27 protein-coding genes are annotated in these 26,864 nt (G+C 73.0%); 25 read left to right on the forward strand and 2 right to left on the reverse strand.

Features of this window, described 5'->3' with window-relative positions:
* Positions 1–24 precede the first annotated feature (24 nt).
* The 10 genes from AC1DV7_RS04470 to AC1DV7_RS04515 all read left to right on the forward strand — a co-directional run bounded on the left by AC1DV7_RS04470 (position 25) and on the right by AC1DV7_RS04515 (position 10,780).
* A complete protein-coding gene (locus AC1DV7_RS04470) occupies positions 25–1,362 on the forward strand; it encodes a glutamine synthetase family protein (RefSeq protein WP_477594997.1) in 1,338 nt (445 codons plus the stop codon).
* Between the two features lie 10 nt (positions 1,363–1,372).
* Positions 1,373–4,414, forward strand: a complete 3,042-nt coding sequence (locus tag AC1DV7_RS04475; RefSeq protein WP_477594999.1) for a bifunctional [glutamine synthetase] adenylyltransferase/[glutamine synthetase]-adenylyl-L-tyrosine phosphorylase — start codon at positions 1,373–1,375, stop codon at positions 4,412–4,414.
* A gap of 73 nt (positions 4,415–4,487) precedes the next feature.
* Entirely contained in the window at positions 4,488–5,861 is a 1,374-nt protein-coding gene (hisD, locus tag AC1DV7_RS04480) for a histidinol dehydrogenase (RefSeq protein ID WP_477595001.1), read from the forward strand.
* Entirely contained in the window at positions 5,858–7,015 is a 1,158-nt protein-coding gene (locus AC1DV7_RS04485) for a histidinol-phosphate transaminase (RefSeq protein ID WP_477595003.1), read from the forward strand. Before hisD ends, AC1DV7_RS04485 begins: the two co-directional genes overlap by 4 nt.
* Positions 7,012–7,626 (forward strand): imidazoleglycerol-phosphate dehydratase HisB, encoded by a 615-nt coding sequence (gene hisB / locus AC1DV7_RS04490; RefSeq protein ID WP_477595005.1) that lies wholly within the window; start codon positions 7,012–7,014, stop codon positions 7,624–7,626. Before AC1DV7_RS04485 ends, hisB begins: the two co-directional genes overlap by 4 nt.
* Complete coding sequence (locus AC1DV7_RS04495) at positions 7,623–8,255, forward strand: hypothetical protein (RefSeq protein ID WP_477595007.1); 633 nt, start codon at positions 7,623–7,625, stop codon at positions 8,253–8,255. The genes hisB and AC1DV7_RS04495 overlap by 4 nt, the downstream gene beginning before the upstream one ends.
* A complete protein-coding gene (gene hisH, locus AC1DV7_RS04500) occupies positions 8,252–8,899 on the forward strand; it encodes an imidazole glycerol phosphate synthase subunit HisH (RefSeq protein ID WP_477595009.1) in 648 nt (215 codons plus the stop codon). The genes AC1DV7_RS04495 and hisH overlap by 4 nt, the downstream gene beginning before the upstream one ends.
* Positions 8,896–9,282 (forward strand): hypothetical protein, encoded by a 387-nt coding sequence (locus tag AC1DV7_RS04505; RefSeq protein ID WP_477595011.1) that lies wholly within the window; start codon positions 8,896–8,898, stop codon positions 9,280–9,282. Before hisH ends, AC1DV7_RS04505 begins: the two co-directional genes overlap by 4 nt.
* On the forward strand, positions 9,279–10,031 hold the full coding sequence (gene priA, locus AC1DV7_RS04510; protein WP_477595013.1) for a bifunctional 1-(5-phosphoribosyl)-5-((5-phosphoribosylamino)methylideneamino)imidazole-4-carboxamide isomerase/phosphoribosylanthranilate isomerase PriA: 753 nt from the start codon (positions 9,279–9,281) through the stop codon (positions 10,029–10,031). The genes AC1DV7_RS04505 and priA overlap by 4 nt, the downstream gene beginning before the upstream one ends.
* On the forward strand, positions 10,028–10,780 hold the full coding sequence (locus AC1DV7_RS04515; RefSeq protein WP_477595014.1) for an SseB family protein: 753 nt from the start codon (positions 10,028–10,030) through the stop codon (positions 10,778–10,780). The genes priA and AC1DV7_RS04515 overlap by 4 nt, the downstream gene beginning before the upstream one ends.
* A gap of 18 nt (positions 10,781–10,798) precedes the next feature.
* On the opposite strand, the gene AC1DV7_RS04520 is transcribed toward AC1DV7_RS04515, so the two are convergent.
* Positions 10,799–11,128: a DUF952 domain-containing protein gene (locus AC1DV7_RS04520; protein WP_477595016.1), complete on the reverse strand. Its 330-nt coding sequence runs from the start codon at positions 11,126–11,128 to the stop codon at positions 10,799–10,801.
* A 155-nt stretch (positions 11,129–11,283) separates the two neighbouring features.
* Here AC1DV7_RS04520 and AC1DV7_RS04525 point away from each other — a divergent pair, with 155 nt between their 5' ends.
* Positions 11,284–12,534 (forward strand): MFS transporter, encoded by a 1,251-nt coding sequence (locus AC1DV7_RS04525; protein WP_477595018.1) that lies wholly within the window; start codon positions 11,284–11,286, stop codon positions 12,532–12,534.
* 8 nt (positions 12,535–12,542) lie between these two features.
* A complete protein-coding gene (locus AC1DV7_RS04530; protein ID WP_477595020.1) occupies positions 12,543–13,274 on the forward strand; it encodes a GNAT family N-acetyltransferase in 732 nt (243 codons plus the stop codon).
* A gap of 2 nt (positions 13,275–13,276) precedes the next feature.
* Here the strand turns inward: AC1DV7_RS04530 and AC1DV7_RS04535 are convergent, their stop codons facing one another.
* Positions 13,277–13,636, reverse strand: a complete 360-nt coding sequence (locus AC1DV7_RS04535) for a DUF1844 domain-containing protein (protein ID WP_477595022.1) — start codon at positions 13,634–13,636, stop codon at positions 13,277–13,279.
* A gap of 323 nt (positions 13,637–13,959) precedes the next feature.
* Between AC1DV7_RS04535 and infC the strand changes: the two genes are divergently transcribed.
* The 13 genes from infC (at position 13,960) to AC1DV7_RS04600 (ending at position 26,862) form a co-directional block, all read left to right on the forward strand.
* A complete protein-coding gene (gene infC / locus AC1DV7_RS04540) occupies positions 13,960–14,622 on the forward strand; it encodes a translation initiation factor IF-3 (RefSeq protein ID WP_477595024.1) in 663 nt (220 codons plus the stop codon).
* A gap of 79 nt (positions 14,623–14,701) precedes the next feature.
* Positions 14,702–14,896 carry a 50S ribosomal protein L35 gene (gene rpmI / locus AC1DV7_RS04545; RefSeq protein WP_477595026.1) on the forward strand — a complete coding sequence of 65 codons (195 nt, stop codon included), beginning with the start codon at positions 14,702–14,704 and terminating at the stop codon, positions 14,894–14,896.
* A gap of 77 nt (positions 14,897–14,973) precedes the next feature.
* A complete protein-coding gene (rplT, locus tag AC1DV7_RS04550; RefSeq protein ID WP_477595028.1) occupies positions 14,974–15,351 on the forward strand; it encodes a 50S ribosomal protein L20 in 378 nt (125 codons plus the stop codon).
* Between the two features lie 38 nt (positions 15,352–15,389).
* Positions 15,390–16,199 carry a TrmH family RNA methyltransferase gene (locus AC1DV7_RS04555; protein ID WP_477595030.1) on the forward strand — a complete coding sequence of 270 codons (810 nt, stop codon included), beginning with the start codon at positions 15,390–15,392 and terminating at the stop codon, positions 16,197–16,199.
* Between the two features lie 10 nt (positions 16,200–16,209).
* Entirely contained in the window at positions 16,210–17,328 is a 1,119-nt protein-coding gene (locus tag AC1DV7_RS04560) for a sensor histidine kinase (RefSeq protein ID WP_477595032.1), read from the forward strand.
* Between the two features lie 303 nt (positions 17,329–17,631).
* Positions 17,632–18,738, forward strand: a complete 1,107-nt coding sequence (gene pheS, locus AC1DV7_RS04565; RefSeq protein ID WP_477595072.1) for a phenylalanine--tRNA ligase subunit alpha — start codon at positions 17,632–17,634, stop codon at positions 18,736–18,738.
* Complete coding sequence (pheT, locus tag AC1DV7_RS04570) at positions 18,738–21,278, forward strand: phenylalanine--tRNA ligase subunit beta (protein WP_477595034.1); 2,541 nt, start codon at positions 18,738–18,740, stop codon at positions 21,276–21,278. Before pheS ends, pheT begins: the two co-directional genes overlap by 1 nt.
* Positions 21,275–22,012, forward strand: coding sequence for an SDR family oxidoreductase (locus AC1DV7_RS04575; protein WP_477595036.1), 738 nt, complete (start codon positions 21,275–21,277; stop codon positions 22,010–22,012). Before pheT ends, AC1DV7_RS04575 begins: the two co-directional genes overlap by 4 nt.
* 39 nt (positions 22,013–22,051) lie before the next feature.
* Positions 22,052–23,104 carry an N-acetyl-gamma-glutamyl-phosphate reductase gene (argC, locus tag AC1DV7_RS04580; RefSeq protein WP_477595037.1) on the forward strand — a complete coding sequence of 351 codons (1,053 nt, stop codon included), beginning with the start codon at positions 22,052–22,054 and terminating at the stop codon, positions 23,102–23,104.
* Positions 23,101–23,514 carry an ACT domain-containing protein gene (locus AC1DV7_RS04585; protein WP_477595039.1) on the forward strand — a complete coding sequence of 138 codons (414 nt, stop codon included), beginning with the start codon at positions 23,101–23,103 and terminating at the stop codon, positions 23,512–23,514. Before argC ends, AC1DV7_RS04585 begins: the two co-directional genes overlap by 4 nt.
* Complete coding sequence (gene argJ, locus AC1DV7_RS04590; RefSeq protein ID WP_477595041.1) at positions 23,511–24,662, forward strand: bifunctional glutamate N-acetyltransferase/amino-acid acetyltransferase ArgJ; 1,152 nt, start codon at positions 23,511–23,513, stop codon at positions 24,660–24,662. Before AC1DV7_RS04585 ends, argJ begins: the two co-directional genes overlap by 4 nt.
* Entirely contained in the window at positions 24,659–25,657 is a 999-nt protein-coding gene (argB, locus tag AC1DV7_RS04595) for an acetylglutamate kinase (RefSeq protein ID WP_477595043.1), read from the forward strand. The genes argJ and argB overlap by 4 nt, the downstream gene beginning before the upstream one ends.
* A complete protein-coding gene (locus AC1DV7_RS04600; RefSeq protein ID WP_477595045.1) occupies positions 25,657–26,862 on the forward strand; it encodes an acetylornithine transaminase in 1,206 nt (401 codons plus the stop codon). The genes argB and AC1DV7_RS04600 overlap by 1 nt, the downstream gene beginning before the upstream one ends.
* The last annotated feature ends 2 nt before the right edge of the window (positions 26,863–26,864 follow it).

Genomic DNA, 26,864 nt, shown 5'->3' on the forward strand with positions numbered 1-26,864 from the left:
CCCAACTAGGGCAGGATTCGACCCATGGATCGTCAGCAGGAGTTCGTCCTCCGCACCATCGAGGAGCGGGACATCCGCTTCGTGCGGCTGTGGTTCACCGACGTGCTGGGCACGCTCAAGTCAGTGGCCGTCGCGCCGGCCGAGCTCGAGGGGGCCTTCTCCGAGGGCATCGGGTTCGACGGCTCGGCGATCGAGGGCTTCGCGCGGGTCTACGAGGCCGACATGCTGGCCAAGCCGGACCCGGCGACGTTCCAGGTGCTGCCGTGGCGCGGCGACAACCCGGGCACGGCACGCATGTTCTGCGACATCACGCTGCCGGACGGGTCCCCGAGCCACGCCGACCCGCGCCACGTCCTGCAGCGGGCCCTCGGCCGTGCGTCCGACCTCGGCTTCACGTTCTACACGCACCCCGAGATCGAGTTCTACCTGCTCAAGGCGGGCTTCAAGCCCGGCGACAGTCCGGAGCCCGTCGACCACGCCGGCTACTTCGACCATGTGCCGCACGGCACCGGTCACGACTTCCGCCGCGCCGCGATCACCATGCTCGAGGCGATGGGCATCTCGGTCGAGTTCAGCCACCACGAGGGCGGGCCCGGCCAGAACGAGATCGACCTGCGCTATGCCGACGCCCTGTCGACCGCCGACAACATCATGACGTTCCGCACCGTCATCAAGGAGGTGGCGCTCGAGCAGAACATCTTCGCCTCCTTCATGCCCAAGCCCTTCGCGCAGCACCCCGGCTCGGGCATGCACACCCACATGAGCCTGTTCGACGGTGACAGCAACGCGTTCCACGAGCCCGGTGCGCCCTACCAGCTGAGCAAGGTCGGTCGGCAGTTCATCGCCGGGCTGCTGCGCCACGGCGCCGAGATCACGGCCGTGACCAACCAGTGGGTCAACTCCTACAAGCGGCTCTGGGGCGGTGGCGAGGCGCCCGCCCACCTGACCTGGGGGCACAACAACCGCTCCGCGATGGTGCGCGTGCCGATGTACAAGCCCACCAAGGGGCAGAGCAGCCGGGTCGAGGTGCGCACGCTCGACGCGGCCTGCAACCCCTACCTGGCGTTCGCGCTGATGCTGTCCGCCGGCCTCAAGGGCATCGAGGAGGACTACGCGCTGCCCGCCGAGACCGAGGACGACGTGTGGGGGCTGACCTCCTCCGAGCGCCAGGCCATGGGCATCGAGCCGCTGCCGACCTCGCTCTACGAGGCGATCCGCGTCATGGAGAAGAGCGAGCTGGTCGCCGACACCCTCGGCGAGCACGTGTTCGACTTCTTCCTGCGCAACAAGCGGGCCGAGTGGGACGACTACCGCGGCGAGATCACCCGGTTCGAGCTCGAGCGCTACCTGCCGGGCCTGTGACCTGCGGCCAGTGATCTCCGGCAGGCCGACCTCCCAGACAGCCACCCTGGCCCGGCTGGGTTTCGCCGATCCCGCGCGCGCGGGACAGCTGCTCGTCGACCCGGCCCTGGCCGGGCTCATCGACCCGCTCGACGACGTGTTCAGCGACGGGCTGCCGGACGCGCTGTCCGTCGTCGCCGACCCCGACCTCGCGCTGCTGTCCCTCGTGCGGCTCATGGAGTCGCTGCGTGCCTCCGCGCCCCGGCGCCGCGACGAGGAGGCCGAGGCCAGGGGCGTCGCGGGCCTCGTCGCCGCGCTGCGTCACCCCGGGTCCGCGCGCGACCGGCTGCTGGCGGTGCTCGGCGGCTCCACCGCCCTGGCCGACCACCTCGTGGCGCACCCCGAGCACTGGGGGAGCGTGGCCGGTGCCCAGGCGCTCACGCCGCAGGAGCGGGTGGCCGACCTGGTGGGTGCCGTGCGCGCGCCCGGCGCGCACACGGCATACGACGCGCTGCGGATCGGGTATCGCCGGCAGCTGCTCGGCATCGCAGCCCTGGACCTGACGTCGGACGACCCGGTCGCCTCGCTGCCGGAGGCGGCGGCGGCACTGGCCGACCTGGCCGAGGCCGCCCTCGAGGCGGCGCTCGAGATCGCCCTGGCCCAGGTGGGCGAGCAGGCCGAGCTGTGCGACTTCGCCGTGATCGGCATGGGCAAGACCGGCGGGCGCGAGCTCAACTACGTCAGCGACGTCGACGTCATCTTCGTGGCCGAGCCGCGCGACGGCGCCGACGAACCGGCCGCGATCGCCGCGGCGACCGCGCTGGCGACCCACCTCATGCGGGCCTGCTCCACGTCCACCGGGCAGGGCACCCTCTGGCCGGTCGACGCGGCCCTGCGACCCGAGGGCAAGAACGGCCCGCTGGTGCGCACCATCGACAGCCACCGCACCTACTACGAGCGCTGGGCCAAGACGTGGGAGTTCCAGGCCCTGCTCAAGGCCAGGGCGGTCGCGGGGGACCGGGCACTCGGCGAGGCCTACCTCGCCGCGGTGCAGCCGATGGTGTGGCAGGCCGCGTCGCGCGAGAACTTCGTCGAGGACGTGCAGGCGATGCGGCGACGCGTCGAGCAGCACGTGCCGGCGGCCGAGGCCGAGCGCCAGCTCAAGCTGGGCCCCGGTGGCCTGCGCGACGTCGAGTTCAGCGTCCAGCTGCTCCAGCTCGTGCACGGGCGCTCGGACGACTCGCTGCGCTCGGGCACGACGCTCGAGGCTCTGGACGCCCTGGCGCGCGGCGGGTACGTCGGCCGCGAGGACGCGGCGACCCTCGACGCGTCCTACCGGCTGCTGCGGACGCTCGAACACCGGATCCAGCTGTTCCGGCTGCGCCGCACCCACCTGATGCCCACGGCCGACACCGACCTGCGCCGCCTCGGCCGCGCCCTCGGGCACCGCTCCGACGCAGCCAAGGCCGTCGTCACCCAGTGGCAGCAGCAGGCGCGCGAGGTGCGGCGGATCCACGAACGGCTCTTCTACCGACCGCTGCTTGCCGCGGTCGCCAGGCTCAGCAGCAGCGAGGCTCGGCTCGGTCCCGAGGCCGCGCGAGAACGCTTGGCAGCACTGGGTTTTCGTGACCCCGCTGGGGCGATCCGCCATCTCGAGGCACTCACGTCCGGCGTCAGCCGGCGGTCGGCGATCCAGCGCACGCTGCTGCCGGTCATGCTGGGCTGGTTCGCGGACGAGGCCGACCCCGACGGTGGTCTGCTCGCCTTCCGCAAGGTCAGTGACGAGCTCGGGTCGACCCACTGGTATCTCCGGCTCCTGCGCGACGAGGGCTCCACCGCGGAGCGGCTGGCGCACACGCTGGCCCGCAGCCGGTACGCCGCCGACCTGCTGATCGGAGCCCCCGACTCGGTGGCCGTCCTGGGCGACGCCGGCGGCCTCGCGCCACGGTCGCGCGAGGACCTCGTGAAGCGGATGACGGCGGCGGCCGGGCGGCAGGACGACCCCGACCGGGCCGTCCGGGCAGCCCGGGGCATCCGCCGCCAGGAGCTCTTCCGGGTGGCCGTCGCGGACCTCACCGGCCAGCTCGACCTCGAGGGGGTCGGACGTGCCCTGACCGACCTGACGGCGGCGCTCGTCGAGACAGCCCTCGGGGTGGCCGTCCGCACCGTCGAGGAGAAGGCGGGCGCGCCCCTGGTGACGGACCTGCTCGTCGTCGGCATGGGCCGGCTCGGTGGCGGCGAGACGGGCTACGGCAGCGACGCCGACGTGATCTTCGTCCACGACCCTCGCCCCGACGCCTCCGGGGCGGTCGACGAGGCGCTCGCCCAGGAGCAGGCCCTCGAGGTCGTCCAGGAGCTGCGCCGCCTGCTGGGCTCGGCCGGTCCGGACCCGCAGCTGGGGCTGGACGCCGACCTGCGACCAGAGGGCAAGAGCGGCCCGCTCGTGCGCAGCCTGGGCAGCTACCGCACCTACTACGAGCGGTGGTCGCTCACGTGGGAGTCGCAGGCGCTGCTGCGGGCGGCGCCCATCGCGGGGGACGCCGACCTCGGGGCCCGGTTCGTCGAGCTGATCGACCCGCTGCGCTGGCCGGAGGACGGTCTCACCGACGCCCAGGTTCGTGAGATCCGCACCCTGAAGGCGCGCATGGAGGCCGAGCGGCTGCCACGGGGCGCCGACCCCAAGAGCCACTTCAAGCTGGGCCGGGGCGGGCTGTCCGACGTCGAGTGGTCGGTGCAGCTGCTCCAGATGTGCCATGCGCACGAGACCCCCGAGCTGCGGACGACGGCGACCCTCGCCGCCCTCGACGCCGCCCTGGCGGCCGGGCACCTCGACGCCGAGCGGGCCGGGGCGCTGCGGGAGTCGTGGGTCCTGGCCTCGCGACTGCGCAACGCCGCGGTGCTCTTCCGCGGCCGCCCGGTCGAGAGTGTCCCGTCGGACCTGCGCGTCGCCGACGGCATCAGCCGCATCCTCGGCGGTGAGCCCGGCTCGGGAGCCGACCTCGCCGAGACCTACCGCAAGGTCGCCCGCCGGGCGCGCTTCGCGACCGAGTCCACGTTCTACGGCGCGAGCTGACCACGGTGACAGTCGTTTCCGGGGGCTGAGACCGCGGCGGGGCGCCTCGCCGCGCCCGCCTAGACTTGGGCGCATGATGGCCACGACCGACCTGCGCGGCCGCGCGCTGGGTGTGCGCGAGCTGCGTGCGCTCCTGCCGCGGGCAGACTTCGACGTCGCGGCGGCCGTGGAGACGGTGCGCCCGATCTGCGAGGACGTGCGTCATCGCGGGGCCGTGGCCCTCTACGAGCTCGGCGAGCGGTTCGACGGCGTGCGACCGGCCAGCCTGCGGGTGCCGCAGAGCGTGCTGGACGCCGCCATCGAACAGCTCGCCCCGCAGGTCCGCGCGGCGCTCGAGGAGTCGATCACCAGGGCTCGCCTCGTGCACCAGCAGCAGCTGCCGTCGAGCCGGACCGTGAGCGTCGTGACCGGTGGCGAGGTCGAGAACCGCTGGGTGCCCGTCGACCGCGTGGGGCTCTACGTGCCCGGCGGCCGTGCCGTCTACCCGTCGAGCGTGGTCATGAACGTCGTCCCCGCGCAGGTGGCCGGGGTCGGCTCGCTGGCCGTGGCCAGCCCGCCCCAGCGCGACAACAGCGGGGTCTTCACCGGCTACCCCCACCCGACGGTCCTCGCCGCCTGCGCGTTGCTCGGCGTCGACGAGGTGTATGCCGTGGGCGGCGCCCAGGCGGTGGCCGCCTTCGCGTACGGCTTCGAGGACGCCCCGTCCGGTTCTGGGGGAGGAGAGGCCGGGGCCGAGGTGGTCTGTGAGCCGGTCAGCCTCGTGACCGGACCGGGCAACATCTACGTCGCCGCAGCCAAGCGCCACCTCAAGGGCGTCATCGGCATCGACTCCGAGGCCGGGCCGACGGAGATCATGGTCCTGGCCGACGACACCGCCGACCCCGAGCACGTCGCCTCGGACCTCGTGTCGCAGGCCGAGCACGACCCCCAGGCCGCCTCGGTGCTGGTGACCGCCAGCTCGGCGCTCGCCGACGCCGTCCAGGCCGCCGTGGCGCGCCGGGCCGCGGCGACCAAGCACTCCGAACGGGTCCAGCAGGCCCTCTCCGGACGGCAGTCGGGAGTCGTGCTCGTCGACGACCTCGACGCCGGGCTAGCGGTCGTCAACGCCTACGGCGCGGAGCACCTCGAGCTGCAGGTGGCCGACGCCGCCTCGGTGAGCAACCGGGTGCACAACGCCGGAGCCGTCTTCGTCGGACCGCACTCACCCGTCAGCCTCGGCGACTACCTCGCCGGCTCCAACCACGTCCTGCCCACCGGTGGCTGCGCCTGCCACAGCAGCGGCCTGTCGGTCGGCTCGTTCCTCAAGTCGGTGCAGGTGATCCACTACGGCTCCGACGCGCTGCGCGACGTGGCCGACCAGGTGGTGACCCTCGCCCAGGCGGAGGACCTCCCCGCCCACGGTGAGGCCGTCCAGGCCAGGTTCCCCGGCGGGACGACCGCGCCATGACCGACGCCACCACGGCAGGCATCCAGGGCCTGCTCCGCGCCGACCTGCGCGGCGGAACCCCTTACGGCGCACCGCAGCTCGACGTCCCGGTGCGGCTCAACACCAACGAGAGCTCCTACCCCGTGCCGCCCGAGGTGGTCGACGAGATCACCGCAGCGGTCGCTGGTGTCGCGCCGGGTCTGAACCGCTACCCCGACCGGGAGTTCACCGACCTGCGGACTGCCCTCGCGGCATACCTCACCGACACCTCGGCCGACCACGACGTGCTGGTGACCCCCGAGCAGGTCTGGGCGGGCAACGGGTCCAACGAGGTGCTGCAGCACCTCGTGCTGGCCTTCGGTGGTCCCGAGCGCGTGGCACTCGGCTTCACCCCCGCGTACTCCATGCACCCGATCATCAGCACCAGCGTGGGCACGACGTGGGTCGACGGGCTGCGCGGCCAGGGTGGCGAGCCGTTCGACCTCACGCCCGAGGACGCCGTGGCGCAGGTGCGCGAGCAACAGCCCCACCTGGTGTTCCTCTGCTCCCCGAACAACCCGACCGGCACGGCCCTGGGCCTGGACGTCGTCGAGGCCGTCCACGACGCCGCCGAGCGGGCCGTCGTGGTCGTCGACGAGGCGTATGCCGAGTTCGCCCGGCCGGGGACGCCGAGTGCCCTCACGCTGTTGCCCGGTCGCCAGCGGCTGGTCGTCACGCGGACCATGAGCAAGGCGTTCGCCTTCGCCGGTGGGCGGCTCGGCTACCTCGCCGCCGACCCGGCACTCGTCGACGCCCTGCGGCTCGTCCGGCTGCCCTACCACCTGTCGTCCCCGACGCAGGCGATCGCGCTGGCCGCCCTGCGCCACGCCCCGGCGATGCTGTCCACCGTCGAGGCGATCAAGGACCAGCGCGACCGCATCGTCACCGAGCTGGCTGCCCTCGGCCTCGACCCGGTGCCGAGTGACGCCAACTTCGTGCTGTTCGGCGGGCTGCCGGACGCCGCGCAGACCTGGCGCGACCTGCTCGACCGGGGAGTCCTCGTCCGCGATGTCGGCATCCCCCACTATCTTCGTGTCACGGCCGGGACCCCGGCCGAGACCGACGCCTTCCTCGCCGCGGTGGCGCAGGTGGCAGGATCGACCCGTCAGTCAGCGCCGGACAGGAGTGCGTCGTGAGTGCAGGTGACCGCACGGCCTCGTTGAGCCGCGCGACGTCCGAGTCCAGTGTCGAGCTCGAGCTCAACCTCGACGGCACGGGCGTCTCCGACATCGACACCGGGGTCCGCTTCTACGACCACATGCTGGCGTCGCTGGCCAAGCACTCGCTCATCGACCTGCGCGTCAAGGCGACCGGCGACGTCGACGTCGACGCCCACCACACGGTCGAGGACGTCGCCATCGTGCTCGGCGACGCCCTGCGCGAGGCCCTCGGCGACAAGTCGGGCATCAGCCGCTTCGGCGACGCCACCGTGCCCCTCGACGAGGCCCTGGTGCACGCCGTCGTCGACGTGGCGGGTCGTCCCTACGTCGTCCACACCGGCGAGCCCGAGGGCCAGCAGTACGTCGTGATCGGCGGCAGCTACGTCGGGTCGCTGACCCGTCACGTCTGGGAGTCCTTCGCTGGCCGGGCCGGGATCGCGCTGCACGTGCGGGTCCTCTCGGGTCGCGACCCGCACCACATCGTCGAGGCGCAGTTCAAGGCCGTCGCCCGCGCCCTGCGCGCCGCCGTGGCCCGCGACGAGCGGGTCAGCGGCGTCCCCAGCGCGAAGGGCAGCCTCTCCACGTGAGCGTCCCGTGGCAGTCCGCGCAGGGGGCGCGCGGACTGCTCCTCGTGAGCGGCGACCCCGCTCGCGTCGCGGGATGGGTGCGACGCGGACTCGTGGCGTGCCAGGTGGTGCCCCTCGGCCGCTGGTCGGCGCTGGTGCCCGCCGAGCCGGGCAGCCGCGCGAAGCCTCCGTACGACGACGCCGTCGCGGTCCTCGCGGCCCGGCCGGTGCCCGCGAGGCTGCGGCCCGCGCTCGGCTTCTACGAGGTCGAGGACCGCGCGGTCGTCACGGTCTCGCCACGTGGCTGGCGCTCGGGCCAGCGGTGGCTGGTGTGGCAGCCGGGCACAGGGGTCGGCCGACTGCAGGACCTCGAGCCGGCACGCATGGCCGACCTCGTGGGCGCAGCCGGTCGCACGGCACGCCCCGCCGAGGTCTCGAGGGTGCTGGGGGACCCGGCGGGCACCGTCGCCCAGGTGCTCGACAACCTCATGACCGCGTTGGACCTGCCGGCGCTCGACCTGTGGCGGGGCACCGTCGACCACGACCGTCAGGGCGAGGTCGTCGAACCCACCGACCGTGCCGTCCAGCGCTTCGACGCCCGGCTCGCCGAGGAGGCCCGGCACCGGGCCGAGATGGAGGGACAGACATGACCGGCACCCCGAGCGTGGTGGTGTTCGACTACGGCAGCGGCAACGTCCGCTCGGCGGTGCGCGCGCTCGAGCACGTGGGGGCTCAGGTCGAGCTGACGGCCGACCCCGCTGCCGCGCTGGCGGCCGAGGGCCTCTTCGTGCCCGGCGTGGGCAACTTCCACGCCTGCATGGCGGGCCTGCGGGCTGCCGACGGGCCCCGCGTGATCGAGACCCGGCTTGCCGGTGGCCGACCGGTGCTCGGGGTGTGCGTCGGCATGCAGGTGCTGTTCGACGGCTCCGACGAGCCGAGCGCCGACCGCGAGGAGGGCTTGGGCGAGTGGCCCGGCACGGTGGCCCGGCTGCAGGCGCCCGTGGTGCCGCACATGGGGTGGTCCGAGGTCGTGTCACCCGAGGACACCCGGCTGTTCGACGGCCTCGCCGACGAGCGGTTCTACTTCGTCCACTCGTATGCCGTGCAGTCCTGGGAGCTCGAAGCCCCCCAGGGCGCGTTCGCCTCGGTCGCGCCCCGGGTGACCTGGGCCGACCACGGTGGGCGGTTCGTGGCGGCGGTCGAGAACGGCCCGCTGTCCGCGACCCAGTTCCACCCCGAGAAGTCCGGCGACGCCGGACTGGCCCTGCTGGAGAACTGGGTGAGGACACTGTGACCACCGCGAAGAAGCGCACGACCGCCAAGCGCACCACCTCGAAGTCCACCAGGCGCTCGACCGCGAGGCGGTCGACCACCCGGCGCACCACGTCGAGACGGACCAGCAGCACGGCCTACCGGCGGCGGACCAGGCCCAAGGTGGCGACGACGGTCGGTGCTGCCCTCGGCACGCTGGTCGTCGCGTTCCTGCTCGACGCGTCGTGGCCGGTGCGCATCGGCCTGGTCGTCCTCGCGCTGCTGCTCGTCGGCGGCTACCTCGTCCTGCAGGGCCGGCGCGCCGACGTCGAGCCGGCAGAGCCCGCCCCGACCACCCCCGCCATCACCCCCGACACCAGCACCACCCCCATCACTCCGGACACCAGCGAGGACCCGCCCGCATGACCGACCTCAACCCCCAGGACCTGCCCCGCCTCGAGCTGCTCCCCGCCGTCGACGTCCAGGGCGGTCGCGCCGTCCAGCTCGTCCAGGGGGTCGCCGGCAGCGGAGGCGAGTTCGGCGACCCGTGGGAGGCCGCCCTCGCCTGGCAGGAGCAGGGTGCCGAGTGGCTGCACCTCGTCGACCTCGACGCGGCGTTCGGCCGCGGGTCCAACCGCGAGCTGCTCGCCGACATCGTGGGACGCCTCGACATCCGTGTCGAGATGAGCGGCGGCATCCGCGACGCCGAGTCCCTCGAGGCCGCGCTCGCGACCGGCTGCCGACGGGTCAACCTCGGCACCGCGGCGCTCGAGGACCCCGAGTGGACGGCCGCCGCCATCGCCGAGCACGGAGACCGGGTCGCGGTCGGGCTCGACGTGCGGGGCACCACCCTCGCCGCGCGCGGCTGGACCCAGGAGGGTGGCGACCTCTGGGAGACGCTGGACCGGCTCGACCGTGAGGGCTGTGCCCGCTACGTCGTCACCGACGTCAACAAGGACGGCATGCTCAAGGGGCCCAACCTCGAGCTGCTGCGCGACGTGTGCGCGCGCACCGACCGCCCGGTCGTGGCGTCGGGCGGCGTGTCGACCCTGGCCGACGTCGAGGCCATCCGTGCCCTGGTGCCTCTGGGCGTCGAGGGTGCCATCGTCGGCTCGGCGCTCTATCGCGGGGCGTTCACGCTCCCGGACGCCCTCGACGTCGCGGGGCGACCGTGACGAGTGGGCACGGAGCCGACCACCACGCTGCCGCCGGGCACGACTCGGCCGGCATCCCGTTCGGCGGTCGCGAGCTGACCAGCACCGGCTTCGACGGCGACACGGGTGCGGCCGACGCCGCCCTGGTCGCCGCGCTGGAGGACCCCGCCGACGAGCGTCAGCTGATGGCGGCGGTGTCGAGCGCACGGCTGCTCGTGCCGATCGTCGCCGAGCCCGCCGAGGTCGACACCTCCGGCGAGCTGGCCGTCGAGAAGCAGACCGACATGGCCGCCGTGACGCTGATCGCGCCGGACGGCACCCGGGCGCTGCCCGTGTTCACGTCGATGGAGGCCCTGACGGCGTGGGACCCCTCGGCGCGGCCGGTCCCGGTGACGGCTGCCCGGGCGGCGCAGGCCGCCGTGTCCGAGCGGTGCGACGTGATGGTCGTCGACGTCGCGGGAGACCGTGCGGTGGCCCTGCGCCCCAGCATGGTGTGGGCCCTGGCACAGCAGCGCGACTGGCTGCCGGCGCACGAGGACGAGGTCGTCGCCCGCGCCGTGGTCAGGGCCGTGCGCGAGCACCCCGCCGTCGTCGCGCACACGCTCTCGCCCGGTGCGCCGGGTGAGGGCGTCGTGCGGATCGAGCTCGAGCTGCAGCCGGGCCTGACCAACGACGAGGTGCAGCAGGTCGCCACCGCCGTGGGGGAGCAGCTCGCCACCGACGGCGAGGTCCGGGCCCGGATCGACGGCCTGGCGTTCGCCATCCGCTGACCCGGCGCAGCCAGCCGGTCAGGCGTGGGGCGGCGCGAGCTCCGTGACCCCCACGACGGCCGACACCGGCAGCGCGGCATAGAGGTGGGGAAAGGTCTCGCCGGTCTCGGGGTTGCCGACCTCGAAGACGGGCGGCTCGGGCAGCCGTGCCTCGTCGATCTCCAGCAGGAGCAGGGGACCGGGGACGTCCCCGAAGAAGGCGCGCCGCACCACCGGCCACTGCTGCGCGGAGGAGCAGTGGATGAAACCCTCCTGCGCGAGGCTGCGTCCCCGGGTCGACTGCGTGTAGCTGCCGGACTCCGTCGCGGCCTTCCAGTGCTCCGGCTCGGCCAGGTGCCAGATCGTCACGACGGCGAACCTACTCCCGACCGCCGGGTGGCGAGCCCCCAGCCCCGCCCGCCAGGGCGCGCCGGCCCGCCCACCGGCCCGCATGCCAGCACGCGCACTGCGTCAGGAGCGAAAACGGTTTGGCCTCTGTCGCACCCCGGTGTCAGAGTGGAGGCATGCTGCTGGCCCGAGACCGTTACCGCCGTGTGCTGGCGAGCGCTGCCCTGCGCCGCGCCCTCGTCCTGGGGTTCCTGGTCCGGATGCCGATCTTCGCCGGTGGCGTGGTCATCACCCTCCACGTCGTGAGCCACCTGCACCGCAGCTACGGTGCGGCCGGGCTGGTCTCCGCCGCGGCGACGATCGCCATCGCGGTCAGCGGTCCTTGGCGCGGCCGGTTGCTCGACCAGCGCGGGCTGCGCCGGGTCGTCGTGCCCTCGATCGTCGTGGCTGCCGTGTGCTGGTCGATCGCGCCCTTCGCGTCCTACTGGTGGTTGCTGGCGCTGGCCGCGCTCGCCGGCCTGTTCGTGATCCCGTCCTTCTCGATCATCCGCCAGGCCGTCATCGCCGCGGTGTCCGAGGACGACCGCCGCACCGCCATCTCGCTCGACGGGGTCGCGGTCGAGCTGTCGTTCATGGTCGGCCCCGCCGTGGGGGTCTGGGCCGCGACGATGTGGCCGACCCAGTGGGTGCTGTTCGTCATCGAGATGCTCGGTGTCGCGGCCGGCGTGCTCCTGTGGGTCGCCAACCCCCGGCTGCACGACGAGTCCGCCCCGACGACGACCGACGAGCAGGGGACTCCCGCCGAGGTGGTCCGGCCCGCTCGCAGCGGGTGGTTCCGTGCGCGGTTCATCGCGATCTGCCTCTCGGCGGCGGCGACGACCGTGGTGCTCGGCGGTTCCGACATCGGGATCGTGGCGGCCCTGCGCGGCTTCGACGCCCAGTCCTCGATCGGGTGGGTCCTCGCGGTCTGGGGCTTCGGCTCGCTCGTCGGCGGGCTGGTCTACGGCGGACTGCGCCATCCCATCTCGGCCTTCTGGCTGCTCGGTGCCCTCGCCCTCGTGACCGCGCCCATGGCCCTGGCCGGGGGTGCGCTGTCGCTGGCGGCGCTGTCCTTCGTCGCCGGCCTGCTCTGCGCCCCGACGATCACGGCGACCGTCGACCAGGTCAGCCGGGTCGTCCCGGCCTCTGCTCGCGGCGAGGCGATGGGCTGGCACGGCTCGTTCATGACCGGCGGCATGGCGCTGGGGGCACCGATGGCCGGGTTCGCCATCGACCAGCGCGGCTGGCAGGCGGGATTCCTCGTCGTCGCGGTGGCCGGTCTGCTCGTCGCCGTGCTGGGGGCCGTCGCGACCTCGACGCGCGGCCGCGGCCGCAGGACCCGGGTCGCCGCTGCTGCCGCGTCGCCCGAGCCGGCCGTCGGTCGCTAGCAGCCGACGTGCACAGCAACGAGTTCGGGCAGCCGGTCGGCCGACCCGTCCCCGGCTGGTCGCCCCGGCCCGGGGTCGCCCCGGTGACGCTGGTCGGCCGCACCTGCCGGGTCGAGGCCGCCGGGCCGCAGCACGTCGACCGACTCCACCAGGCCCTCGACGTCGAGAGCGCCCCGAGCATCTGGGCCTACTACCCGGAGGGGCCCTATGCCCGGGCCGCAGACCTGGGGGAGTGGGTGTCCGCCCTCGACTCCGACCCCACCTGCGCGCCGTATGCCGTGCTTGCACCCGACGGCGCGGGCCTCGGGATCGCGAGCTACCTGCGGATCGACCCGGCGAACGGCTCGATCGAGGTGGGCGGAATCGTCATGTCCGACGCCCTCCAGCGCACCACCGCGTCGACCGAGGCGATGTACCTCATGATGCGGCACGCGTTCGACGACCTCGGCTACCGGCGCTACGAGTGGAAGTGCGACTCGACGAATGCTCCGTCACGCAGGGCGGCTGGCCGCTACGGCTTCAGCTACGAGGGGACCTTCCGCAACGCGACGGTCTACCGCGGACGCAACCGCGACACCGACTGGTACTCCGTCGTCGACGACGAGTGGCCGGTGCTGCGGGCCGAGTTCGAGCGGTGGCTGGCCCCAGCCAACTTCGACGCCGACGGCACCCAGCACACCGCGCTCGACATGGCCGGTGCGCTGGGCCACCCCGTGGTCAAGGCGCCCCAGGACCGCTGAGGTCAGACGACCGATCCGGTGAGCTTCTCGCCGGGGCCCTGACCGGGGGCATCGGGGATCACGGAGGCCTCACGGAACGCGAGCTGGAGCGACTTGAGCCCGTCGCGCAGGGGTGCCGCGTGCTGGCTGCCGAGGTCCGGGGCCGCAGCCGTGATGAGGCCGGCGAGGGCGTTGATGAGGCGGCGAGCCTCGTCGAGGTCGAGGTGCTCCTGGGCGTCCGGGCCCTCGGCGAGGCCACACTTGACCGCGGCGGCGCTCATCAGGTGGATCGCCGCGGTGGTGATCACCTCGACCGCCGGCACCTCCGCGATGTCACGGGTGGCCTGCGCGGTGGGGTCGGGATTGGGAGATTCACTGCTCACGCTGGTAGCCTTCCAGATCGACCGGCCGTGCCCGGAGCTGGGGTGACCCAGCACCAGGCCCGGTGTGCAAGTGAAGCAGCACCTGCTTCCACCCGCGTCGACCATGTGGTCGCCGGGTTCCCGAGGTCACCGAGGCCACGGCCGCGGGGCGCGAGCCACGCGGCATACAGCGCCTCCGGTGGTTCCGAGACCGATCAGGTGAGGCTTTCCGCGCACGGCAGCGGGGAGCCTTTTCTCGTTGTTGCGGCCGGACCACAGATTCCCGATGAAGGAGCACCAACATCAGCGAGCCTCGTATCAACGACCGCATCCGGGTTCCGGAGGTGCGGTTGGTTGGACCCAACGGAGAGCAGGTCGGCATCGTTCGCGTCGAAGACGCGCTGCGCCTTGCCGCCGAGGCTGACCTCGACCTCGTCGAAGTCGCCCCGATGGCCAAGCCTCCGGTCGCCAAGCTCATGGACTTCGGCAAGTTCAAGTACGAAGCAGCCATGAAGGCGCGGGAAGCCCGCAAGAACCAGGTGAACACGGTCATCAAGGAGATCAAGCTCCGCCCCAAGATCGACCCGCACGACTACGGCACCAAGAAGGGCCACGTCGAGCGGTTCCTCAAGGGCGGTGACAAGGTCAAGGTGACGATCATGTTCCGCGGCCGCGAGCAGTCCCGCCCCGAGCTGGGCTACCGCCTGCTCCAGCGCCTCGCCGAGGACGTCCTCGAGCTCGGCACCGTGGAGTCGGCCCCCAAGCAGGACGGTCGCAACATGATCATGGTCCTGGCCCCGACCAAGAAGAAGTCCGAGGCCAAGGCCGAGCAGCGCCGGGCCCGCACGACCACGCCGGACTCGCCCAGCGAGACCGCCGAGGCCGAGGCCACCGAGGCCAGCCAGGTCGTTGAGGCCAGCCAGGTCGTCGAGACGCCCGAGGTCACCGCCGATGCCGCGACCGAGGTCGAGGCGCCGCAGGAGACCAAGGCCGCACCGGCCGAGTAGCAGCCCGGGCGACCACGCCCCGCACCACCCAGACCAGCAGAACGAACCAGCAGCACCAGACAGAAGGAGATCGGCAGCCATGCCGAAGATGAAGACGCACTCGGGCGCGAAGAAGCGCTTCCGCATCACCGGCAAGGGCAAGGTCATGCGCGAGCAGGCCGGCGGTCGCCACCTGCTCGAGCACAAGTCCTCGCGCTACACCCGGTCGATCGCGAACGACGTCGAGGTGTCCAAGCCGGACGCCAAGAAGGTCAAGAAGCTCCTCGGCCGCTGAGCCGAGCCCACCCCCACCAGCACCACCGGGCTCAGCACACAGCAGCCTCGGAACTTTAGACAGCAAGGAGAACTCACGTGGCACGCGTGAAGCGGGCAGTCAACGCCCAGAAGAAGCGCCGGGTCGTCCTCGAGCGCGCCAGCGGCTACCGCGGTCAGCGCGGTCGTCTCTACCGCAAGGCCAAGGAGCAGGTCACCCACTCCCTCGGGTACGCCTACCGCGACCGTCGCGCCCGCAAGGGTGACTTCCGTCGCCTCTGGATCCAGCGCATCAACGCCGGCGCCCGCGCCAACGGCATGACGTACAACCGCTTCATCCAGGGCCTCAAGGCCGCTGAGATCGAGGTCGACCGTCGCATGCTGGCCGAGCTGGCCGTCAACGACGAGGCTGCCTTCACCGCCCTGGTGGAGATCGCCCGCGCCAACGTGCCGGCCACGGCCGGCGCCAACGCCTGATCGAAGCGATCCCTCCGGGCACACCAGAGCGCCGGGACATGCCCCCGCTGACGACCCCCTTGACCAACGCACGGTCGGACCGGGTCAAGGCGGTGCGGGCGTTGTCCCGGCGCTCGGTGCGTGACCGGACCGGCCGGTTCCTCGCCGAGGGACCCCAGTCGGTGCGCGAGGTCGTCGTGCACCACCCCGAGCGCGTCCTCGACGTGTACGTCACGTCGGAGGCGCGGACCCGCCACGCCGACATCCTCGCCGCCGCCGAGGCCGCCGACCTCTTCGTCCACGAGGTCACCGACGAGGTCCTGGCCGCGATGTGCGACACCCCGACGCCCCAGGGCGTCGCCGCCGTGTGCCGTGTCGTCACGGCGACCCTCGACGAGGTCCTGGCCGGCTCGCCCCGGTTGCTGGTCCTGCTCACCAACGTCCGCGACCCGGGCAACGCCGGGACCGTCCTGCGCGGTGCCGATGCCGCCGGGGCGGCCGCCGTCCTCGTCAGCGGCTCCTCGGTCGACCTCCACAGCCCCAAGGTCGTCCGCTCGACGGCCGGCTCGCTGTTCCACCTCCCCGTGGTCACCGGCCTGGACATCGACGACACCCTGGGCCGGCTGCGCGAGGCGGGCATCAGGTTGCTGGCCGCGGACGGTGCCGGCACCACGCTGCTCCCCGACGCAGACCTCTCCGGCCCGCACGCGTGGGTGATGGGCAACGAGGCGTGGGGCCTGCACGAGTCGGTCCGCGACCTGTGTGACGACGTGGTGCGGGTCCCGATCCACGGCAAGGCCGAGTCCCTCAACCTCGCCATGGCCGCAACCATCTGCCTCTTCGCCTCTGCGGGCGCACAGAACCGTTAAGGTCGGCGCCATGGACTTCACGCCCGGGATGGTGATGGACACCGAGTCCGCCAGCATCGCCGCCGAGCTGATCCCGGACGGTCTGGTCGCGGCCGACGGCGACGGGAAGATCCTGTTCCTCAACACCCGTGCCACTCGCCTCCTGGGGCGCTCCCGCGAGGAGTGCGTCGGCGCCGACATCCGCGAGGTGGTCGACCTCCAGGACAGCGACGGCACCTCGTGGTGGGAAGTGACCAACCCGTGGGGCGGCCTGCGCATCCGCACCGGCCACCGCGAGCGGCTGCTGCGGCTGCGGCACAACGGCCGTGAGGTGCTGGTCACCGCGAAGTACCTGCGGCCCGGCCGCAATCAGCCGGTCAACCGGGTCAACATCCTCATGCGTGACGCGGCCTACCGTCGTCGCGCCGAGGCCGAGAACGCCGCCGTCATCTCGACCGTGGCCCACGAGCTCCGTTCGCCGCTCACCTCCGTCAAGGGGTTCTCGTCGACCCTGCTGCGGCGCTGGGACCGGTTCAGCGACGACCAGAAGCGGCTGATGCTCGAGACCATCGAGGCCGACGCCGACCGGGTCACCCGGCTCATCACCGAGCTGCTCGACGTCTCGCGCATCGACGCGGGTCGGCTGCAGATCCGTCCCCAGCCGATCGACGTCCAGGCCGTCTTCGGCCGGCACGTCGAGCGCGCGGTCGCCAGTGGGCACCAGGCCGACCGGTTCACCGTGACGGTGGACGAGCCGCTCCCCGAGGTGTGGGCCGACCCCGACCGCCTCGACCAGATCCTGTCCAACCTCATCGAGAACGCCCTGCGCCACGGCGAGGGCACCGTCACGCTGGGGGCTGCCACCGCGGAGTCCGACGGCCAGGAGGGGCTGGAGGCCCGCGGTCACGCGGGACCCGGTGTCGACCTCGTCATCAGCGACGAGGGCAGGGGTATCGACCCCGCGCACCGCGACCTGGTGTTCAGCCGGTTCTGGCACGGGTCCGGACGGGGCAGCACCGGCCTGGGGCTCTACGTCGTCAAGGGCCTCGTCGAGGCCCACGGCGGCAGGGTGCGCGTGGAGTCGTCCACGACTGGCGGCGCCCAGTTCCGGCTCAGCCTGCCGTCCAACCCGCCCGACTACCTCGCCTGACCGGCGACCAGCTCGCCTGACCGGACCGGCCGGGCCCGGGAACCGCCCGCTGCGTGGAATGCGGTTGCCTGCCGGCGCCGTCGTCGGGGATGGTGGGTGCCATGGCAGCCGCACCGCAGCGATTTACCGCGCCTTCGGTCGCGGCTGCTGCGCTGCGCTGAGGGCTCACCCGCCGCCCGGGCGACCGGGCCGCCGTGCCGGCCACCCGGCATACCCCTCACGCACGCCACTCGCCTCCGGAGGCTTCGCACAGGCCCCCTAGACTTCGGTGCGCCGCGCCGCCCAGACCAGAGTGGAAACGTGATGTCAGGACCCAACAAGCAGTACGACCCCGTCGAGGTCGCCGCCCTCGACCCGGCCGTGGTGGAGCAGGCCGTGGCCGACGCCCGCGAGGCCATCGCCGCCGCCGGGACGCTCGACGAGCTCAAGGCGGCGCGGTTGGCGCACCAGGGCGAGAAGAGCCCGCTGGCCCTCGCCAACCGCGAGATCGGCGCCCTCCCACCGAGCGCCAAGGCGGAGGCCGGCAAGCGGGTCGGCCAGGCCAAGGGGCAGGTCGCCCAGGCGCTCGCAGCCCGACAGGCCGAGCTCGAGGCCGACCGCGACCGCCGCATCCTCGTCGAGGAGACCGTCGACCTCACCGTGCGGGTGCCRCGCCGCCGGCTCGGCGCCCGGCACCCGATCAGCCTCGTGACCGAGCGGGTCGAGGACATCTTCGTGTCGATGGGCTGGGAGATCGCCGAGGGCCCCGAGCTCGAGTCCGAGTGGCTGAACTTCGACGCGCTCAACATGCACGCCGACCACCCGGCCCGCCAGGAGCAGGACACCTTCTTCGTCGAGCCGGCCGGCTCCGGGCTCGTCCTGCGCACCCACACCTCGCCGGTGCAGGTGCGCACGATGCTCGCCCACGAGCCGCCCATCTACGTCCTGTGCCCGGGCAAGGTCTTCCGCACCGACGACCTCGACGCGACGCACACCCCGGTCTTCCACCAGTTCGAGGGACTCGTGGTCGATGAGGGCATCACCATGGCGCACCTCAAGGGCACCCTCGACGCGTTCGTCCAGCGACTGTTCGGTGAGGGCATCGTGACGCGGCTGCGCCCCAACTACTTCCCGTTCACCGAGCCGAGCGCCGAGATCGACTGCCGCTGCTGGATCTGCGGTGGCTCCGGGTCCCTCGACGGCGAGCGCTGCCGCACCTGCGGCGGCACCGGCTGGATCGAGCTGGGCGGGTCCGGCATGGTCAACCAGCGGGTGCTGCGCGCGGCCGGCGTCGACACCGACCGCTACACGGGCTTCGCCTTCGGCCTCGGCATCGAGCGCTCGCTCATGCTGCGCCACGGGGTGGGCGACATGCACGACATCGTCGAGGGAGACGTGCGGTTCTCCCAGCAGTTCGGAATGGAGATCTGATGCACGCCCCCCTGTCCTGGTTGCGCGAGCTGGCGGACGTCCCTGCGGACGCCACCGGTGCGGACGTCGCCGCCGCGCTGGTGAGGGTCGGCCTCGAGGAGGAGGGCCTGCACGGCGGTGACCTGTCCGGGCCGCTCGTGGTCGGACGCGTGCTCACCGTGCAGCCCGAGCCGCAGAAGAACGGCAAGACGATCAACTGGTGCACGGTCGACGTCGGCCAGCACGGCCAGCAGCTCACCGAAGGCAAGGCCCAGGAGATCGTCTGCGGCGCGCACAACTTCGAGCCGGGCGACCTCGTCGTCTGCGTGCTGCCCGGGGGAGTCCTGCCGGGCGGGTTCGAGATCTCCGCGCGCAAGACCTACGGCCACGTCTCGAACGGCATGATCTGCAGCCTGGCCGAGCTCGGCCTCGGCGACGACCACACCGGCATCATCGTCCTGTCCCGCCTGCTCGGTGAGGAGGCTGCTGCCGCGCTCGAGCCCGGCCAGGACGCCATCGCCCTGCTCGGGCTGGCCGACGAGGTGGTCGAGGTCAACGTGACCCCCGACCGCGGGTACTGCTTCTCGATGCGCGGGATCGCGCGCGAGTACGCCCTGTCCACGGGCCGTGCCTTCCGCGACCCCGCCGACCTCGAGGTCGCGTCGCCCAACGACCGCGGGTATGCCGTGCACCTCACCGACGGTGCGCCGATCGACGGGCGCGACGGGTGCGACCGCTACGTCGCCCGCGTCGTCCGTGGGGTGGACACGACGGCCACCAGCCCCCAGTGGATGCAGAAGCGGCTCACCCAGGTCGGCATGCGCCCGATCTCGCTCGCCGTCGACGTGACCAACTACGTGATGATGCTGCTCGGCCAGCCGCTGCACGCCTTCGACCTCGACACGCTGTCCGGTTCCGTCGGCACGCGGCGGGCCAGCGCCGGGGAGCGGCTCACGACGCTCGACGACGTGGCGCGCCCCCTCGACCCCGAGGACCTGCTCATCGTCGACGGGTCGGACACGCCCCTCGCGATCGCCGGGGTCATGGGCGGCGCGGCGAGCGAGGTCACCGACAGCACGACCAACGTGCTCATCGAGGCTGCTCACTTCGACCCGACCACCGTGGCCCGGTCGTCACGCCGACACCGCCTCACGACCGAGGCGTCCAAGCGCTTCGAGCGTGGCGTCGACCCGGCGGTCGCGGCAGCGGCAGCCCAGCTCGCGGTCGACCTGCTCGTCGAACACGGGGGTGGCACCGCCGACGAGGGAGTGACCGACGTCGACTACCGCGTGCCCGCTGTGGGCTTCGCCTTCGACACGAGCCTGCCGACCCGCTACGTCGGGGTCGACTACCCGCGCGACGAGGTCCTGGCCACCCTGCGCGCCATCGGCTGCGAGGTGACCGAGGGCTCCTCGCCCACCGACGTCACCGTGCTGCCGCCGAGCTGGCGCCCGGACCTGACCAACGGCCCGGAGCTCGTCGAGGAGGTCGCCCGCGTCCGTGGCTACGACCAGATCCCCTCGGTGCTGCCACAGCCCAAGTCGGCCGGCCGCGGCCTGACCCACGCCCAGCGCACCCGCCGCGTCATCGCGACGACCCTGGCCCAGCAGGGGCTGACCGAGGTGCTGAGCTACCCGTTCGTGGCGCCGGGGCTGTTCGACCAGCTCGGCTACCCGGCGCAGGACGAGCGTCGCGCCGCCGTGCGCCTGTCCAACCCGCTGTCCGACGAGGCGCCGCTCATGCGCACCTCCGTGCTCGACACGGTGCTCGACACCCTGCGTCGCAACGTCGCTCGCGGGTCGCGCGACGTCGCGGTCTACGAGATCGGACTGGTCACCCGGGCATCCGCGACCCCCACGAGCGCACCGGTCCCCGGGATCGACACGCGCCCTGACGAGCAGACCCTCGCCGCGATCCTCGGCGCCGTGCCCGCCCAGCCGCGACAGGTGGCCTTCGCGGCCTCCGGCGAGGTGGAGCAGGGCGGGCCGTGGGGTCCGGCACGCCCGGTCGACGCGGCCGATGCCGTCGCCTGGGCCACGTCGGTAGCCGCCGCCATCGGGCTCGAGCTCGTCGTCTCCGCGGCTGACCGGGCACCGTGGCACCCCGGGCGCTGTGCCGCGCTCTCGCTCGCGGACGGCACGGTCGTCGGCCACGCCGGTGAGCTCCACCCCAAGGTCGTGGCAGCCCTCGGGCTGCCCGCCCGCACGGTGGCCGGTGAGCTCGACGTCGACGCGCTCGTGGCCGCCAGCGGCACCCCGGTCCAGGCGCGACCGCTGTCGACCTTCCCGGTGGCCCACACCGACGTCGCGCTCGTCGTCGACGAGTCCGTGCCGGCCGCCCGGGTCGAGGCAGCACTGCGCGAGGGCGCGGGCGAGGGGCTGGAGTCGCTCGTGCTGTTCGACGTCTACCGCGGCGAGCAGACGGGCGAGGGCAAGAAGTCGCTGGCCTACCGCCTCACCTTCCGCGCCACTGACCGCACCCTCACGACCGACGAGGTGAGCGCGCTGCGTGACAAGGCGGTGGCCGCCGCTGCCGCGGCGACCGGCGCCGTGCAGCGGTGACGCAGTCCGTCGCCGTGGTGACCGGTGCCTCGCGGGGCATCGGTCGCCACCTCGCGGACGCGCTCCAGCAGCACGGCTATGCCGTGGAACGCGGCTCGCGCGCCGTCGCCGACGTGACGGACCGGGTGGCGGTCGAGGCGTGGGTCGGGGAGGTCGTGGACCGTCACGGCCGCGTCGACCTGCTCGTCAACAACGCCGGGGTCATCGACGCCGAGGTCCCGCTCGAGGAGTCCGACCCCGACGACTGGTGGTCGACGGTGGCGACCAACGTCCTCGGCCCCTACCTCGTCACCCGGGCAGTGCTCCCGCACATGCTCGCGGCGGGGTCGGGTCGCGTCGTCAACCTCAACAGCGGCGCCGGCGTCCGGCCCTCTGACGTCGCGACGGCCTACAACGTGAGCAAGACCGCCCTGGCGCGGCTCACGGGGTCGACCCACCTGTCCGGCCGGGACCGTGGGGTGTTCGCGTTCGACCTCGCGCCAGGGGTCGTCCGGACCGACATGGCCCGCGCGATGCAGGCCCACCACGACCGCACGGAGTGGACCGAGCCCGGGGAGGTGTCCGCCCTCGTGCTGGCGATGGCGGACGGCAGGCTCGATGCCTGGTCGGGCCGGATGGTGCGCGTGGGGGCCGACACGGTCGACACCCTCGTGACCCGCGCCGCCGCCGGGCTGCGCGACGTCGACCGCACCATCACGCTGGTGCCCTGGGGCGACACCGACCCGCTGGGATAGGCGCTGCATAGGTTCACGGTTGCATGTATAGTCATGCATATGGTGACTGTGGCCGTGGCCGGTGCGAGCGGGTATGCCGGGGGTGAGCTCCTCCGGCTGCTGCTGGCGCACCCCGAGGTGGAGATCGGTGCGTTGACGGCTGGGTCGAGTGCCGGTCGCCTACTCGGCCCGATCCACCCGCACCTGACCCCGCTTGCCGGGCGCACCGTCGAGGACACCACCCCCGAGACGCTTGCCGGTCACGACGTCGTCTTCCTCGCCCTGCCGCACGGGCACTCCGCCTCGCTCGCGGGGCAGCTGCCCGCGGAGACCGTGGTGATCGACTGCGGCGCGGACTTCCGGCTGCGTGACGAGAAGGCGTGGACGACGTTCTACGACACCCCGTATGCCGGGTCGTGGGCCTACGGGCTGCCCGAGCTCCCGCTCGCCGGTGGGGGTCGCCAACGCGAGGCGCTCAGCGGCACGCCGCGGATCGCCGTGCCCGGCTGCTACCCGACGGCGGTGACCCTGGCGCTCGCGCCGGGCTTCGCGGCCGGGCTGCTCGCGACCGAGGACGTCGTGGTCGTCGCCGCCTCGGGCACCTCCGGGGCCGGGAAGTCCCTCAAGCCACACCTGCTGGGTGCCGAGGTGATGGGTGCCATGTCGCCGTACGGCGTGGGTGGCACGCACCGGCACACCCCCGAGATCGAGCAGAACCTCACAGCGGCCGGGGCCGGGGAGGTCCGGGTCTCGTTCACCCCGACCTTGGCCCCCATGCCCCGCGGCATCCTCGCGACCTGCACCGCCCGGCTCACCGAGGCCGGCGCCGGAGCCGGCGCGACCGGCATACGGCAGGCGTGGGAGGCGGCGTACGCCGACGAGCCGTTCGTGCACCTCCTGCCCACTGGTCAGTGGCCGTCCACCGCCAACGTGCTCGGGAGCAACTGCGTCCACGTCCAGGTCGCACTCGACGAGCGCGTCGGGCGCGTGGTCGTGGTCGCGGCCGTGGACAACCTCACCAAGGGCACGGCGGGTGCGGCGGTGCAGTGCATGAACCTCGCCCTCGGCCTGCCCGAGACAGCCGGCCTCCCGGTGGCGGGGGTGGCGCCGTGAGCCTTCCCCTGCACCTGATGAGGCATGCCGAGCCGGTCGCCTTCGTGCGGCTGCCGGCGGGCGAGGAGCCGACCTGGGACTGGCGGACCGGCCCCTTGGCGTCGATCACCTACACCGACAGCGAGACGTCGGTCGTCTGCGCCTTCACCTCCGTCCCGCAGGGCGGGGTCCGCGTCCAGGGGCCCCTCACCGCCTTTGAGATCGCCGGGCCGCTCGACTTCTCGACGGTCGGGGTCCTCTCCGGGCTGCTCGAGCCCTTGGCCAAGCAGGGCATCAGCATCCTGGCGCTGTCGACCTACGACACCGACTGGATCCTGATCGAGGCCCAGCACGCCGACGAGGCCATGGCGACGTGGAAGCGGGACGGCAACACCGCCGCGCCCGCCAGGCTCTCCGGAGGCGGCTCATGAGCGTGACGGCGGCCCGGGGGTTCCGCGCCGCCGGCGTGGCGGCCGGGCTCAAGACGACCGGAGCCCCTGACCTCGCCCTCGTCGTCAACGACGGACCCGACCACCACGGGGCCGCGGTCTTCACCAGCAACCGCGTCGAGGCCGCACCCGTGACCTGGTCGCGGCAGTCCTCGAGTGACGGCCGGGTCGACGCGGTCGTGCTCAACTCCGGTGGCGCCAACGCCTGTACCGGTATGCAGGGCTTCGCCGACACCCACGCCACCGCCGAGAAGGTCGCCGACKTGCTCGCCATCTCGTCGCACGACGTGGTGGTCTGCTCGACCGGCCTCATCGGCGAGCTGCTGCCCATGGACAAGGTCCTCGCCGGTGTCGAGGCTGCGGCAGGCGAGCTGGACCCCGACGGCGGCGAGGCCGCGGCCGTGGCGATCAAGACCACCGACACGGTCCACAAGGTCGCCGTCACGACGCGCGACGGCTGGACGGTCGGCGGGATGGCCAAGGGTGCCGGCATGCTCGCCCCGGCGCTCGCGACGATGCTCGTCGTCGTCACCACCGACGCAGTGGTGGCTCCCAGTGAGCTCAAGGGCGTCCTGCGGGCCGCCACGGCGACGACCTTCGACCGGATCGACTCGGACGGCTGCCAGTCCACCAACGACACCGTCCTCCTGCTGGCCTCCGGGGCCTCGGGTGTGGCGGTCGGGGCCGACGACCTGGCCGCGGCCGTCACGGAGGTCTGCGGTGACCTCGCGCGCCAGCTCATCGCGGACGCCGAGGGGGCGCACCACGACATCGCCATCGAGGTGCGGACGGCCGCGTCGGAGGCCGACGCCCTCGAGGTGGCCCGGTCGATCGCCCGCAACAACCTGTTCAAGTGCGCGGTCTTCGGCAACGACCCCAACTGGGGCCGCGTGCTCGCCGCGGTCGGCACCACGGCGGCGGACTTCGACCCGCTCACGCTGGACGTCTCGATGAACGGCGTCCAGGTGTGCCGGGCCGGCGGCGTCGGCGAGGACCGCAGCCTCGTCGACCTCACCCCGCGTGAGGTGCACGTCGTCGTCGACCTGCACGCCGGGGACCAGACCGCGACCGTCTGGACCAACGACCTGACCCACGACTACGTCCACGAGAACTCGGCCTACTCCTCATGACCTCGCCCTCCCAGGCCACCGGCCTGCCCACCAACACCGTCCGTGGACACATCGGCGCTGCCGCGCTACGCGTCGCCCAGGGCAAGGCCCAGACGCTCGTCGAGGCGCTGCCCTGGCTCGAGCAGTTCCGCGGCGCCCTCGTCGTGGTCAAGTACGGCGGCAACGCGATGGTCGACGACGACCTCAAGGCCGCCTTCGCGCAGGACGTCGCCTTCCTGCGGTATGCCGGGCTGCGCCCCGTCGTCGTGCACGGCGGGGGTCCGCAGATCGCGGCGATGCTCGACCGGCTGGGCCTGCACAGCGAGTTCCGGGGTGGCCTGCGGGTGACGACGCCCGAGGTGATGGACGTCGTCCGGATGGTGCTCACCGGTCAGGTGGGCCGCGAGCTGGTGGGCCTGCTCAACCAGCACGGCCCGGTGGCCGTCGGGCTGTCCGGTGAGGACGCCGGGCTGTTCGGGGCGCGCAGGCGTGGCACGGAGGTCGACGGTGAGGCGGTCGACCTCGGCCTGGTCGGCGACGTCGTCACCGTCAACCCCGGCGCCGTGCAGGACATCCTCGACGCCGGGCGCATCCCCGTCGTGTCGACCGTCGCGCCCGACCTCGACGTCGACGGGCAGGTGCTCAACATCAACGCCGACACCGCCGCGGCCGCGCTCGCCGTCGCCCTCGGCGCGCACAAGCTGGTCATGCTCACCGACGTCGAGGGCGTCTACGCCAACTGGCCGGACCGCGACTCGCTCCTGTCGTCACTGCGCGTCAGCGGGGCCAGGGAGCTGCTGACACGGGTCGACTCCGGCATGATCCCCAAGCTCGAGGCCTGCATCCGGGCCGTCGACGAGGGCGTGCCGCAGGCGCACGTCATCGACGGCCGGCAGCCGCACTCTCTGCTGCTCGAGGTGTTCACCTCCGAGGGCATCGGCACCATGGTCCTGCCGGACCCGCCGTCCGACATCGGTGCGGCGGGCGCCGAGGCCACGATCGGGCAGGACTCCTGATGGGCGCCCGCAACGACGAGCTGCTCGAGCGCTACCAGCGCTCGGTGATGGGTGTCTTCGGCCTGCCGCCGCTCGTCCTCTCGCACGGGTCCGGCTGCCACGTCTGGGACGTCGACGGCAACCGTTACCTCGACCTCGTCGGGGGGATCGCGGTCAACGCCCTGGGGCACGGCCACCCCGCCCTCGTCGCGGCCATCAGCAAGCAGGCCGGCGAGGCGATCCACGTCTCGAACCTGTTCACGTCCGAGGGCCAGATCGCGCTGGCCGAGCGGCTGATCGAGGTCGCCGGCGCGCCCCCGGGCTCGGCGGTGTTCTTCGCGAACTCCGGCGCCGAGGCCATCGAGGCGGCCATCAAGCTGAGCCGCCGCACTGGACGCAGCGGCCTGGTCGCCGCCGAGGGCGCCTTCCACGGTCGCACCACCGGCGCCCTCGCCCTCACGCACAAGGTCGCCTACCGCGAGCCCTTCGAGCCGCTGATCCCCGGCGTCACCCACGTCCCGTACGGCGACGAGGACGCCCTGCGCGCCGCCGTGGGGCCCGACACCGCCGCCGTGGTCCTGGAGCCCGTCCAGGGCGAGGCCGGCGTGCTGAGCCCCGGCCCGGCATACCTGCAGCTGGCTCGTGAGCTCACCACCGCCCACGGCGCCCTGCTCGTCCTCGACGAGATCCAGACCGGCATCGGCAGGACCGGGACGTGGTTCGCGTTCCAGCAGGCCGGGATCGTCCCCGACGCGGTCACGGTCGCCAAGGGGCTGGGTGGGGGAGTGCCTGTCGGCGGGCTCATCGCCTTCGGCCCCGAGGTGGCCGGGCTCCTCACCGCCGGGCAGCACGGCACGACGTTCGGCGGCAACCCGCTCGCCGCCGCGGCCGGTCTCGCGGTCCTCGAGGTCATCGAGGAGCAGGGTCTGCTCGCGCACGCCGAGGCCATGGGGCAGCACCTCGTGGACGCGATCACCGCCCTGGACCACCCCCTGGTGAGCGAGGTCCGCGGGGCCGGTCTGTTGCGTGCCATCGTCCTCAACGCCGAGGTGGCCACCGCCGTGGCAGCAGCCGCGCGGGAAGCCGGCTTCATCGTCAACCCCGTCGCGCCCCACGCCATCCGGCTCGCGCCGCCGCTGGTGGTCAGCCAGGCGGAGCTCGACACCTTCATCCAGGCACTGCCCGGGCTGCTCGACGCCGCCCGCCGACCCGAGGAGCAGCCGTGAGC

The organism is Pedococcus sp. P2_E4 (assembly GCF_056403935.1).